This is a genomic window from Amycolatopsis sp. NPDC001319, from assembly GCF_042896185.1.
In the GTDB taxonomy this organism is placed as follows: Bacteria; Actinomycetota; Actinomycetes; order Mycobacteriales; family Pseudonocardiaceae; genus Amycolatopsis.
The window spans coordinates 296,066-308,635 of the sequence record NZ_JBIAWY010000003.1 but is presented as its reverse complement, the minus strand read 5'-3'; the positions used below and the strand labels follow the sequence as shown (position 1 = coordinate 308,635).

Annotated in this window: 8 protein-coding genes; 1 reads left to right on the top strand and 7 read right to left on the bottom strand. The window is 70.4% G+C overall.

Going from position 1 to position 12,570, the window contains the following annotated elements; translation table 11 throughout:
- Nucleotides 1-83 precede the first annotated feature (83 nt).
- Nucleotides 84-1,535 carry a right-handed parallel beta-helix repeat-containing protein gene (locus tag ACFY1H_RS11915; RefSeq protein WP_386946296.1) on the top strand — a complete coding sequence of 484 codons (1,452 nt, stop codon included), beginning with the start codon at nt 84-86 and terminating at the stop codon, nt 1,533-1,535.
- Nucleotides 1,536-1,739: 204 nt separating this feature from the next.
- On the opposite strand, the gene ACFY1H_RS11910 is transcribed toward ACFY1H_RS11915, so the two are convergent.
- The 7 genes from ACFY1H_RS11910 to asnB form a co-directional block, all read right to left on the bottom strand.
- Nucleotides 1,740-2,381 carry a phosphatase PAP2 family protein gene (locus tag ACFY1H_RS11910; RefSeq protein ID WP_366589206.1) on the bottom strand — a complete coding sequence of 214 codons (642 nt, stop codon included), beginning with the start codon at nt 2,379-2,381 and terminating at the stop codon, nt 1,740-1,742.
- 188 nt (nt 2,382-2,569) lie between these two features.
- On the bottom strand, nt 2,570-3,763 hold the full coding sequence (locus tag ACFY1H_RS11905) for a glycosyltransferase (protein ID WP_386946294.1): 1,194 nt from the start codon (nt 3,761-3,763) through the stop codon (nt 2,570-2,572).
- Nucleotides 3,760-5,004: an O-antigen ligase family protein gene (locus tag ACFY1H_RS11900; protein WP_366589201.1), complete on the bottom strand. Its 1,245-nt coding sequence runs from the start codon at nt 5,002-5,004 to the stop codon at nt 3,760-3,762. The genes ACFY1H_RS11905 and ACFY1H_RS11900 overlap by 4 nt, the downstream gene beginning before the upstream one ends.
- A 1-nt stretch (nt 5,005) precedes the next feature.
- Nucleotides 5,006-6,379: a right-handed parallel beta-helix repeat-containing protein gene (locus ACFY1H_RS11895; RefSeq protein ID WP_366589220.1), complete on the bottom strand. Its 1,374-nt coding sequence runs from the start codon at nt 6,377-6,379 to the stop codon at nt 5,006-5,008.
- 176 nt (nt 6,380-6,555) lie between these two features.
- Nucleotides 6,556-8,460 (bottom strand): alginate lyase family protein, encoded by a 1,905-nt coding sequence (locus ACFY1H_RS11890; protein ID WP_366589199.1) that lies wholly within the window; start codon nt 8,458-8,460, stop codon nt 6,556-6,558.
- Nucleotides 8,460-10,640 (bottom strand): bi-domain-containing oxidoreductase, encoded by a 2,181-nt coding sequence (locus ACFY1H_RS11885; protein WP_386946291.1) that lies wholly within the window; start codon nt 10,638-10,640, stop codon nt 8,460-8,462. Before ACFY1H_RS11885 ends, ACFY1H_RS11890 begins: the two co-directional genes overlap by 1 nt.
- A 7-nt stretch (nt 10,641-10,647) precedes the next feature.
- The gene (asnB, locus tag ACFY1H_RS11880; protein ID WP_386946289.1) at nt 10,648-12,561 is read right to left on the bottom strand and encodes an asparagine synthase (glutamine-hydrolyzing); all 1,914 of its coding nucleotides are present in this window, start codon (nt 12,559-12,561) and stop codon (nt 10,648-10,650) included.
- Nucleotides 12,562-12,570: the final 9 nt, after the last annotated feature.

Below are 12,570 nucleotides of genomic sequence, written 5' to 3'. Positions count from 1 at the left end.
GCAAGGGAGATTCACTCGTCGGGGCAGCCGGCGAACCCCATCAGGGAAGTTACGGGGGCGCCGGCGGACCGTAGCGTTGGGCCATGGGTAGATCTGTGGCCGTCGTGGTGGGGCTCGTCGTACTCGCCGGCAGCCTTTCCGGGACGACGGCCTCGGCCGGGACCGCCGCGGTGTGCGGCACGACGGTGACGGAGTACGCCTCGGCGCCGTCCGGGGCCGTGGTGGTGGATCCGGCGCACGACAGCGAGCTCGCGCAGCGCACGTCGGCCAGCCCGGCGGGCACCACGTTCTGGCTCAAGCCCGGCACGCACACGCTCGGCACCGACGCGTTCGGCCAGGTCCAGCCGAAGGACGGCGACACCTACCTCGGCGCACCGGGCGCGATCCTCGACGGCCGCGGGGTCAACCAGGCGGCGTTCACCGGGCAGGCCAAGGACGTGACGATCCGCGGCCTCACCGTGCGGGGCTTCGCCGCGCCGCAGGACCAGGGCGTGGTGAACCACGACTCCGGCACGCACTGGGTGATCGAGGACAGCACCATCGAGGACAACCGCGGGGCCGCCTTGATGGCGGGCGACCGGCAGGAAGTCCGGCGCAACTGCCTGAAGGACAACGGCCAGTACGGCATGAACGCCTACCGCGCCGGCGACGGCATCACCGGGCTCGTGCTGGAGGGCAACGAGATCACCGGCAACAACACCGACGACTGGGAGACCAAGTCGCCGGGCTGCGGCTGCAGCGGCGGCGTGAAGTTCTGGGCCGTGAACGGCGCCGACGTCACCGGCAACTGGGTCCACGGCAACCACGGCCCCGGCCTGTGGGCCGACACGAACGACAACGACTTCCTCGTGCAGGACAATGTGATCGAGGACAACGACGCCGAGGCGCTGTTCTACGAGATCAGCCACAACCTCACCGTCAGCGACAACGTCTTCCGCCGCAACGGCCTCGTCGCCGGCCGCGCCCGCGCCGCCAAGGGCGACAACTTCCCCGTCGCCACCATCTACCTCTCCGAGTCCGGCGGCGAACCCCGCCTCGGCGCGCGCACCCACCAGATCGACATCGGCGGCAACACCTTCGACGACAACTGGGGCGGCGTCGCCCTGTGGGAGAACGCCGACCGCTTCTGCAACAGCCCGGCCAACACGTCCACGGGCTACTGCACGCCGTTCGCCACGAAGGCCCAGTGCACCGCGCCGGCCATCACGCAGAAGCCGCTGTACGACGACTGCCGCTGGAAAACCCAGAACGTGACCGTGCACGACAACACCTTCACCTTCGACCCGGCACACCTGGGCTGCACGCAGTTCTGCGGCCGCATGGCGGTGCTGTCCAACTACGGCAGCTACCCCGACTGGTCCCCGTACAAGGGCGACGTGGTGCAGCAGGTCATCACCTTCGACCAGAACAACCACTTCAGCGACAACACGTACTCCGGCCCGTGGACCTTCGTCGCCCACGACACCAGCCGGGTCCTCACGCCGGAGCAATGGCAGGCGGGCCCGTACGGGCAGGACCAGGGCAGCAAGTTCTGATGCCGCACATCGTGCCAAGGTCCCGCGACGGGCGCTCGCCTTCTCGCCCCGCCCCCAATGCGGCATTGGTTGCGCTGAACGCACCCAATGCGGCGTTCGTTGCGCTGAACGCACCGAACGCCACATTGGGGCGCGTTGGCACCTACCCCACCGCCGGCCGGGGTGCATGCCCAACACAAGCCGCCCCCGCGAAGGACTAAACCCCTACAGCCGAGCAGCGATCCGGTCGATGGCGAGCGCCGTGGCCGGGATGATGGTGAGCGCCGCCGCGAAGCCGCCGATGGTGTCGGTCGGGTAGTGGGCGCCGAGGCCGACTTCGGCCCAGGCCATGAGGGCGGCCGCGGCGAGGGCGAGGGCGGCGGTGACGGCGAGCGCGGCCGGGCGGCGGAGGCGGTCGGCCAGGAGGAAGGCGGCGATGAGGGCCAGGGCCGTCGCGAAGGCCGTGTGGCCGCTCGGGTAGGACAGGAAGTGGCCGTGGATGGTGCGGCCGGTGATGGGCTTGAGCAGCGACGTCACGGCGACCGTGAGCCCGCAGCCGACCAGCGTGAGCACGGCCGTGCGGGGGCGGCGGGCGAGCAGCGTGCCGCCGGTGAGGAGCACGATGACGATCGCCGAGCCCACCGGCTCGCCCACGAAGTCCACGGCGGTGGCGATGTACCACCACGGGTCGGGCAGCAGGTCCGGGCCGGGCAGGAGCGGCGTGTCGAACGCCGTGGGCTGGGACTCCCCCGCGAACAGCACGGCGAGCACCACCAGCACGACCAGACCGAGGCCGGCCACGACCAGCACCGGCGTGCGCACGGAAACCGGCAACGCGGGCGGCGCCGCCCGGACGGCGGATCTCATCGAGTGGCGCCGATCAGCGCGGAGCCGGCCGGCGTGCGGTTCGTCGGCGCCCAGGCCACCGGCGCGAAGTCTGCCGGCGGGCAGAGCGTGGGGGTGGTGCTGCGGGAGGTCTGCATGGAGGCGAGCGCCCTTTCAGCCGCGGTGCCCGACCGTGCGGGACCTCTGAGGAGAACGTACGGCTCTCGTCGTCACCTTGGTGTCAAACGGTGGGCGGCGATCGCCGCTTCGTAGCCCTCGACCAGCCGCCGGAAGCCCACCGCCGGGGTGAAGTCCTCGTCGTAGCGCCGGCGGGCGGCGTCGCCCATCTTGCGGTTGCGTTCGGGGTCCGCGACGACGTCGCGCAGTGACTCGGCCAACGAGACCGCCGAGCCCGGTTCGTGAAGCAGGCCCGTGACGCCGTCGGAGATCAGTTCCGGGAACGCGCCGTGGGCAGGGGCGACGGTGGGCACTCCGGCGGCCATCGCCTCGACCACGACGAGCCCGAACGCCTCCAGCCACGCCGAAGGGGCCACCACCGCTGCCGCGGAAGCCGTCAACGCCTGGCACGAAGCCTTGTCCTGCAGGCCCACGTACGAGACGTCCGTGCGCGAAGCGGCCCAAGCCGAGACCTCGTCCGAAAGCGGCCCGGTCCCCGCGATCACCAGCGGCAAGCCGAGCGAACCGCCGAGCCGGTCCCACGCCGCCATCAGCAGCGGCACGCCCTTCTCCTCCGTCAGCCGGCCGAGGAACAGCACGTGGGCACCCTCGCCCGCCCGCCGCACACCCGGATCGGTCACGAAGTTGTGCTTCACGGTCATCCGCGAAGGCGGCATGCCCGCGTCGACCAGCAAGCGCCGCTGAGCGTCGGAGATGCAGAAGAAGCGCGTCACGTCGCTGCGCCAGCGCGAGCGGTTGAGCAGGAGGTTCGCGGCCATCGGCACCGTCGCCGCGGCCGAACCCCGGTAACATCCGTGCCGAACGGCGGGAACGGGCGCGCCGCCCACGCAGTCCGTGCAGATGCGGCCGTCGCGATACAGCGTGCCGGGCGGGCAGACCATGCCGTAGTTGTGCAGCGTCGCCACGACCGGCACGCGCGCGTCCGCGCAGGCCGCCAGCACCGAAGGTGACAGCAGCGGGAACGTGTTGTGGACGTGCACCACGTCCGGCCGCTCGACCTGCAACCGAGCCGTCAACTCGGCTCGCGCCGACCGGTTCCACGGCACCTGCACCGGCACCAAAGCCTTGCGCGGCATGGACATGGCCGCGATGTCGTCGCTCAGCCGCTCGAACAACGACACGCGAACGCCGCCGGCGGCCAGCAAAGCCGTCTCGGCGTCGACCACGTTGTTCTCCCCGCTCGGCTGCTCCGAGCGGTAGCGGTTGTGGACCACGAGCACCTTCATGCGGGCTGCCCCTTCGGAATGAACTCTTCGTCGGAAGCGGTCCGCACGGTGCCCTGGGCCAGCAGCGACGCGGCCAGCGCCAGGTGCAGCAGGTACGGCGACGCGTCACCGAGCCCAGCCTCGGTGTAGGAGGCGGAAATGCAGTACGTGATCAGGAAGATCGCACACGCGCGCGCCAGCGACGGGGGCCGCAGCACGGCCACGGCGACCAGCACCAGCAGGAACGCCGCGACGATCGCGATGCCCGTGAACCCCTGCTCGTGGTAGACCGCGAGCCAGCTGTTGTCGATCGGCAGGCCGTCGTAGGACTTGTCGGTGAGCCCGACGCCGAAGATGTACTCGTTGACCGTGCGCGGCGCCGCCAGCAGCGCGTCCCACACCTTCGCGCGGCCGGTGAGGCTGGAGAAGTTCTCCTCGCTCTGCCCGCGCAGGAACCACGCCTGCAGCAGCCCGCCGAGCACCACCACGGCGAAGCCCGCCACCAGCACGAACGTGGTGAACACCTTGCGCGCGCGGGCGTTCGTCATGGTCAGCGACAGCAGCGCGACCACGAGACCGGCCACGAGACCGAGCGTCGCCGTGCGCGTGTGCGAGAGCAGGAGCAGCCCGAGCGAGGGCACGATCACGATCAACGCGCTTGTCATCGTCGTGCGCTTGCCCAGCCACAGCAGCGCCGCCAGGCCCGCGATCACGGCCGCGTACTGCCCGACCTGCGGCGGCGTCAGCGGCCACACCGCACCCGCGAGCCGGCCGCCGTAGCTCTCCGGCATGGCCTTGCCCGGTGCGATGACGAGCCCGATCGCCACGGACACCAGCACGGCGCTGAACATCTTGATGTGGTGGCGCACGAACGTGAACCCGCCGTTCCACCAGCGCGTGAGCAGCCACAGCGTCGCGAGGAACACCCCGAACCGGAAGCACCGGAACAGCGACCCGAACCCGGCTTCCAGGTGCAGGCTCGCGACGGTGCTCGTGACCAGCAGCAACGTGAGCAGCAGCAGGTACGCGCTCGGCCGGATCTTCAGCCGCGGGTTCAGCGCCAGCGCGATCACGAACGCGGTCATCAGCGCGCCCATGGTCACGAGCTGGCTCACCGCGCGCGGCAGCGGGATCACGGTCTCCGCGCCGGTCGAGCCGAGGGTGTTGAGGATCAGCAACGCCCACGCGGCGCCGACGAGCTTCGGCGTCGGCTCACCCGTCTCCGCCGCCGTCGGTTGCCGGATGCTGGTCAGTAGGGCCATATCAGCCTCCCCCGCCACGCTCGTACGTCGTGCGCGCGTCCTGGTTGTACGGCGCGCCCTCCCACTCGCCGATGCCGAGGACGTGGCTCATGTCGGTGGCGATGAACGTCCACGGCCCCACGTACGCGTTGTCGTGCCAGCTGTTGCCCTGTTTGAAGGTGATCGCGTTCTGCACCACGTCACCCTTGTACGGCGACCAGTCCGGGTAGGTGCCGAAGTTCGACAGCAGGCCCATGCGCCCGCACGTCTCCTCGCAGCCGATCGCCGAGGGCACCAGCGAGAACCGGTTGTTGTGGATGTCCACGCGCTGGGTCTTCCAGCGGCAGTCGTCGTACAGCGGCTTCTGCGCGATCGCCGGCGCCGCGCACTTCGCGGTGTCGGGGACGAGCTTCGTGCAGACGCCGCTGGAGGTGTTGGCCGGGCTGTTGCAGAAGCGGTCGGCGTTCTCCCACAGGGTGATGCCGTTCCAGTTGTTCTCGAACACGTTGCCGTAGATCTCGAGCTTCGACGAACGCGCCTTCACACGCGGCTCGCCGCCGGACTCGGAGATGTAGATGGTCGCGGTCGGGAACGAGTCGCCGCGGTCGGCGTAGTCACGGCCGTCGACGAGGTTGTTGCGCCGGATGGTGTTGTTGCGGATCACGGCGTTGTAGCTGGTCTCGTAGGTGATCGCCGAGCTGTCGTTGTTCTCGATGAGGTTGCCCTCGATCAGGAAGTCGTTGTTGTTCGTGTCGGCCCACAGGCCGGTGCCGCGGTTGTCGTGCACCCAGTTGCCGATCACGTCGGCACCGTTGACGGCCCAGAACTTGATGCCGCCGGTGCAGCCGCAGCCGTCGACCTTCTTCTCCCAGTCACCGGTGTTGTTGCCGGTGATCTCGTTGCCGCGCACCACCAGCCCGGTGATGTCGTCGCCGGCGGAGAAGGCGTTCATGCCGTACTGGCCGTTGCGGCGCAGGCAGTTGTCGAGCACCTGCTGCTTGTTGCCCGCCATCAGGGCCGCGCCGTCGTTGTCCTGCAGCGTGGTGTGCTGGATCGTCCAGCCGTCGCCGGAGTCGTGGTTCACCACACCCTCGTCGCGCGGCGCGACGAAGTTCTGCACGGTGAGGTTGGTGATCTTCACGTTCTTGGCGTGACCGGTGAACGCGTACTGGTTGACCTTGCGCCCGTCGAGCACCGCGCCCGGGCCGCCGATGAAGACGTCGCCGTCCTTCGGCTGGACCTGGTCGAACCGGTCGTCACCGAGGTGGTGGCTGCCCGGCGCGAGCCAGAACGTGGTGCCGGCCGGGGCGGTGCGCGTCTTGGCGGCGAGGTCGTCCGGCACCGCCGGGTCCACGCTCACCGCGCCCGCGGGGGCGGTGGCGGGACCGGGCGGCATCTTGTCGCACACCGCCGCCACCGGCCCGGTCGGCGCCGCCGACGTCGCCGCGGCCTGGCTCGAAGCGGCATCGTCGTCGGGCGCGCTCGAGCACCCGGCGAGCACGAGCGGGCACAGCAGACCCAGGAACAGCAAAAGCCTGCTGGTCGATCGCACCGGGTGGATCCTCTCGATCTTTAAAAACTCAACGTGGTGGTCAAGGGTTTCGCGGCCGTGCCAACGCCGATCAACGTGGTCGACGGTTCGCGCCGGCCGAACCCGGCGGAGTACCAGCCGAGCGGCGGGCTCGTCTCGCCGCGGTGCGCGGTCCAGGTCAACGCCGGCGGCAGCGCCAGCGTCGCCGTGTGGCCGGGCCAGCTCAGCCGCGCCGTGCTGCCGTCGAGCGTGACCTCGACGAGCGGGCCGAGGTGGAAGGCCAGCTTGGCCGGCAGCGTCAGGTCGCCGTCGACCTCGTCGAGGATCGTCAGCGTCCGGTCTTCCAGCTCCACGCACCGGCGGTGCACGGCCGGCGCGTACCCGTCGTGCTCGGCGCGCCAGCGCACCGGGCCGACGGCGAGCGTGCGGGTCCGCGCGTGCCGGGTCCACAGGAACGGCCCGCCCGAGGTCGACTGGTCGGTGTCGCCGAGCTGCAGCGTGTTGTGGCCGAGCGTCGAGCGGAAGTAGGAGCGCCACTCGGGTTCGCCGTGGTAGCAGTAGGTGCCCGGGTCGGCGAGGATGTCGACGCCGTCGTGGCGGACCTCGAGCGCCAGCGCGTCCGCGTGGGCGTGGGCGGCGATGGCGAGGAAACCGTGGGGACCGCCATCGCAGCGGACCCAGATCTCCTCGGGTTCGCCGGCCGGGGTGCGGAGGATCGTCATGCCGGCGTCGAAGAGGTCGTCGATCCGCCGAGGGGGTCGCGGGTCGGCGAGCTCGGGAACCGTGCCGAGCGAAGAGAAAACGACCGCAAGCACCGTGTTGTTCAAGCTGCCCGGCACCTTCGGCCACCACTCCTGCCGGCCGAACAACGCGTCGCCGGTGGCGAGCAGCGAGGCCCAGCGGCTGGTGCCGGTGCCGTCGACGATCAGGCCGTAGCCGTCGTCGGCGTCGCCCTGGCGAGGCGGCCGCAGGCTGGAGTCCACAATGGACGCCAGTGCATCGCACATCCGCCGGAGCACGAGCCAGGTCGACGTCGGCACCAGCGGCCCGGCTTCCAGCGCGGCCGCGAGGCCCAGCTCCAGCACCAGGCCGTGGTACTCCGTGGCCAGCTCGCGGTTGAGCCCGGACGCGAACGTGTTGGCCTGCAGCTGCGTGTCCAGGGACTTCACGGCCGCGTCGCGCCAGGCGGGCGACTCGGGGAACCAGTCGAATGCGCAGGCGGCCGCCAGCTGTCCGGCGTCCTCGGCGATCACGTGGTTGTTGGCCGACGAACCGCGGCTCGGGAACGCCGCCAGCCAGCGCTGGTGGTGCCAGATCTGGTGCAGCGCCTCGGGGTTGTCCTCGAACAGACCGGACGCGCCGGACCAGCCGTCGAGCAGGCGGCGCACCCAGACCCACGACAGCAGCCGGATGCCCAGTTCGATGCCGCTCACCCAGTGCACGCCGCGCATCGGCGGATTGGCCGCCCACCAGGACTTCAGGTGATCGGCCACGCGGTGGGCGTAGCGGTCTTCGCCGGTGAGCGCGTACGCGGCGGCCAGCACGGTCAGGTGCTGGTGGCGCGAGGGCTCCCAGATCTGCTTGATGTCGCCGACCGTGTCTTCGCTGCGGTAGGCGATGTCGAAGGAGTACGCGTCGGCCGGCGCGTGACGTCCGGTCTTCGGGTCGAACGACCAGTCCGGTGTCACGAGGTCAGCGCGCTCCACGCCGAAGTACTCGGCGTGGCCGTCCATCAGCCGCTCGGCCGTGGCCAGCAGCTCCGCGCGCGCCTCGGCCGACACCCCGTCGACGCTCGCCGGCCCGGCGAACGCGCGGTGCGGCAGCCACGTGGCCTTCTGCTTCGCGACCCCGCGCCACTGCTGCTTGCGCAGCGCGTCCGTGGCGCGCCCGGCGACCTCGGCCGGGCTCATGGCCGAAAGTCTTCGCAGGTACCAGGCGGGATCCATCAGCCGAGCACCTCTTTCGGCTCCAGCCGCACCGGCGCGCCGGTTTCGAGGCTGCGGTTCACGGCGAGCGTGGCCAGCGTGGTGTTCACCAGCGACTCGACGCCGATCGGCATCGCGACGCCGGTGGTCAGCGCCGTGACGAACGCGTCGATCTGGGCCTTCTGGCCCTTGTCGCGGCCCTTCGGGATGCGTGAGCTGGCCCAGCGCTTCTTGCCGTACACCGACGCGCGGGCGAAGTCGTCGAACTTCAGCACCTTGCCGTCGGCCAGCACCTCCAGCGTCTCCTTCTGGAACGACGTGGAGCCGCTGGTCACGTAGCTGATGGCGGCGGTGGAGCCGTCGGCGTAGCGCAGCAGCACCTGCAGGTCGTCGTTGCCCGGTGTCGCGGTGGCGTAGACGGAGATCGGGTCGCTGCCGAGGAACCAGCTCACTGTGTCGATGAAGTGGCCGCCCTCGCCGACGAACCGGGAGCCCTCGGAGTCGGCCTGGTTGTACCAGCTGTTGGACTCCAGGCGGCCCGCATTCACGAGGTAACGCACCGACGCCGGGCCCAACCGGGGACCGAACTGGATCTTGGCCTCGTTGAGCAGCGGCGCGAACCGGCGGTTGAAGCCCACCTGCAGCCGGTTGTTGCCCGACTCCTCGATGGCCTCGACGATCCCGCGCAGCTCCTTCTCCGACAGCGCCAGCGGCTTCTCCACGAACACGGCCTTGCCCGCGAGCAGCGCACGCCGCGTGAGCTCGGCGTGCGAGCTGTGGCGCGTCACCACGAACAGCGTGTCCACGGACTCGTCTGCGAGCAGCGCGTCGAGGTCGGTGGTGGCCTTCGCGAAGCCGAACTTGCGCTTGGCATTCGCGCCCGAGAGCGCCGACGTGGTGACCACTTCGGACAGTGCCACACGGTCCTGCTCCACCAGGTGCGGCAGCAGCATCGACGACGCGTAGTTACCCGCGCCCACGAACCCGACGCGCAGGCGTCCGCGCGGAGTCGCCCGCGTGGTCAGCGCAGCGGGCGGCGCGACCGACGACACCACCGGTTCGGCTTCGCCCTCCGGGCCGGCCGGGTACTGGAAGAGCACCGCGACGGCCTTGAGCTCGCCGTCCTGCAGCGACTTGTACGTCTCCACGGCCGTCGAGAAGTCCGCGGTGTGCGTGATCAGCGGCTCGACGTCGAGCTTGTCGCGCGCGGCCAGGTCGAGGAAGCACTCGATGTTGCGGCGCTCGGTCCAGCGCACGTAGCCGATCGGGTAGTCGCGACCCTCGAGCTCGTATTCGGAGTCGTAGCGGCCCGGCCCGTACGAACGCGAGAAGCGGACGTCGAGCTCCTTCTCGTAGTAGGCGTTCCACGGCAGGTTGAGCGAGATCTTGCCGATGTCGACCACGCGGCCGCGGTCGCGCGCGAGCCGCGCGGCCAGCTCCACCGGGTCGTTGGAGGCGCCGCCCGCGGCCAGGTAGACCTGGTCCACGCCGTGGCCGCCGGACAGCTCCGCGACCGCGCTCTCGATCGTGTCCGACGCCGGGTGCGCGCAGGCCAGCGCGCCGAGCTGCTCGGCCAGCTCGCACCGCGACGGGTCCGGGTCCACGCCGACCACGCGCACCCCGGAGGCGACCAGCAGCTGCACCACGAGCTGCCCGATCAGGCCGAGGCCGATCACCAGAGCCAGGTCGCCGAGCTGCGGCTCACCGCGGCGCACGCCCTGCATCGCGATCGAGCCGACCGTGCCGAACGCCGCGTGCCGGGGTTCGAGCCCGGCCGGCACCCGCGCGTAGAGGTTCTTGGGCACCCAGTTGAGCTCGGAGTGCAGCGCGTGCTCGTTGCCCGCGCACGCCACGACGTCGCCCACCGCGACGTCGTCGATCCCCGCGCCGACCTCCACGACCACACCGGCCAGCGAGTAGCCCAGCGGCGTGTAGGAGTCGAGCTTGCTGGTGACCTTGCGGTAGGTGGCGGCGAGGCCGTTGGTGGCGACGCTCTGCATCACCTTGGCGACCTGGTCCGGCCGCGACCGCGCCTTGCCGATCATCGACATGCTCGCCTCGGACACCTTCATCATCTCGGTGCCGGTCGAGATCAGCGAGTACACCGTGCGCACGAGCACGCCGCCCGGCTTGCACGCCGGCACGGGGACGTCGAGGAGGGCCAGCTCCCCGCTCTTGTAGTTCTGCACTACCTGCTTCACAGCACTCCTAGCTGCTCGAAATCGCGGTGGAAGAAGCGGCGCGGTACCAGTACTCGAGGGTCAGCACGTGCCAGAGGTGCTTCGCGCGGTCCTGCTGCCCGGCGGCGTCCTCGGCCACGAGCTTCTGCAGCGCTTCGCGTTGCAGGAACCCGGATTCGACGAGCACGCCCTCGTTCACGACCTCCCGCACCAGCGGGGCGAGGTCGCGGCTCATCCAGGCCCGCAGCGGGGCGCTGAAGAGCCCCTTCGGGCGGTAGACGATCTCCTTCGGCAGGATCGCCAGCGCGGCTTCCTTGAGCGCCGCCTTGCCCTGGCGGCCGACGATCTTCTTGTTGCCGGGCACCCGGAACGCCGCCTTGACCACCTCGACGTCGACGAACGGCGTGCGCACCTCGGTGGAGGCGGCCATCGTCGAGCGGTCGGTGTAGGTGAGGTTCAGGCCGGGCAGGAACATCCGCGTGTCGGCCAGGCACATGCGGTTGACGTAGTCACGCAGGTGCTGGTCGTGGTAGGTGTCGGCGTGTTCGGTGAGCACGTCGTCGACGTCGGCGGCCAGGTCCGGGTTCACAAGGTCGAGCAGTTCGCCGCGGTCGTACATCGTGTAGCTGCGCCGGAACGCCGTCTCCTCCGGCAGCTCCGCGAACGACAGGAACCGCTTGGCGAAGCGCACCGTGCGGTAGCCGCGGCTGGCGGACGCGACCGGCAGGCGGTCCACGACGGTCTCGATGGGCTTGCGCACCAGGCCCGGAACGCGTTGGTAGCGCAGGGCGAGCTGGTTCGCGTAGTGCTTGCGGTAGCCGGCGAACATCTCGTCGGCGCCCATGCCGGACAGCATCACCTTCACGCCGGCCTCGCGCGCGGCCGAGCAGATGAGGAACGAGTTGATGGCCGCGGGGTCGCCGATGGGCTCGTCCAGGTGGTAGGTCATGCGCGGCAACAGGTCGAGCACCTGCGGCGCGATCTCGATCTCGTGCAGGTCCACGCCGAACTGCTTGGCGACGATCCGGGCGTACTTCAGGTCGTCCGGCATCGCCTCGAACTTGGCGTCCTCGGCGCGGAAACCGATGGTGTAAGCCGAGATCCCGGGCTGCCGGCGCGCGGCGAGCGCGGTGAGGTAACTGGAGTCCAGGCCGCCGGAGAGGAAGGTGGCGACCGGGACGTCGGAGAGCAGGTGCTTGCTCGTGGAGTCGGCGATCACCTGGTGCAGGTCGACGTCGCCGCGATGGGCCTCGCCTTCCTCGGCGACCTGACGCAGCGACCAGTACGCGCCGCGCTCGCTCGTGCCGTCGGGACGGAAGCGCACCCACGTGCCGGGCTGAAGCTTCTCGACCTCGCGGTACGCGCACCGGCTGTCGGGCACCCAGTAGTACAGCAGCGACGCGATGAGTGCCGCTTTGTCGACTTCCAGCGTGCCGCCGAGCTCGGTGGCCAGCGCCTTGAGCTCCGAGGAGAACGCGACGCCACCGTTGCGCTGCACGAAGAACAGCGGCTTGATGCCCAGCTGGTCGCGCACCAGCGTGAGCTCACCGGTGCGTTCGTCGAAGACGCCGAACGCGAACATCCCGCGCAGCCGCGGCAGGCAGTCGACGCCCCACTCGCGCCACGCCCGCAGCAGCACCTCGGTGTCGGACGTGCCGCGGAACCGCACGCCCTTGCCCTCCAGCTCCGCGCGCAGCTCGGGCGCGTTGTAGAGCTCGCCGTTGTACGTCAGCGCGAGCCCCTCGGCCACCATCGGCTGCGCGCCCGTCTCGGACAGGTCCACGATCGACAGCCTGCGGTGTCCGAAGTGGACTTCCCCGGCGCCGGCCCGGTGGTCGTAGCGACCCGAACCGTCGGGCCCGCGGTGCGCGAGGCACTTCGTGAGCCGATCGGTGAGCGGGCCGCCGTCCGGCCAGTGGTAGGCACCTGCGATGCCGCACATGTGCGTGAC

Bases quoted from the DNA above. Each gene is read 5' to 3' on its own strand.
- ACFY1H_RS11915 (WP_386946296.1), top strand. From the start codon at position 84: ATGGGTAGATCTGTGGCCGTCGTGGTGGGGCTCGTCGTACTCGCCGGC.
- ACFY1H_RS11910 (WP_366589206.1), bottom strand. From the start codon at position 2,381: ATGAGATCCGCCGTCCGGGCGGCGCCGCCCGCGTTGCCGGTTTCCGTG.
- ACFY1H_RS11905 (WP_386946294.1), bottom strand. From the start codon at position 3,763: ATGAAGGTGCTCGTGGTCCACAACCGCTACCGCTCGGAGCAGCCGAGC.
- ACFY1H_RS11900 (WP_366589201.1), bottom strand. From the start codon at position 5,004: ATGGCCCTACTGACCAGCATCCGGCAACCGACGGCGGCGGAGACGGGT.
- ACFY1H_RS11895 (WP_366589220.1), bottom strand. From the start codon at position 6,379: ATGCCGCCCGGTCCCGCCACCGCCCCCGCGGGCGCGGTGAGCGTGGAC.
- ACFY1H_RS11890 (WP_366589199.1), bottom strand. From the start codon at position 8,460: ATGGATCCCGCCTGGTACCTGCGAAGACTTTCGGCCATGAGCCCGGCC.
- asnB (WP_386946289.1), bottom strand. From the start codon at position 12,561: ATGTGCGGCATCGCAGGTGCCTACCACTGGCCGGACGGCGGCCCGCTC.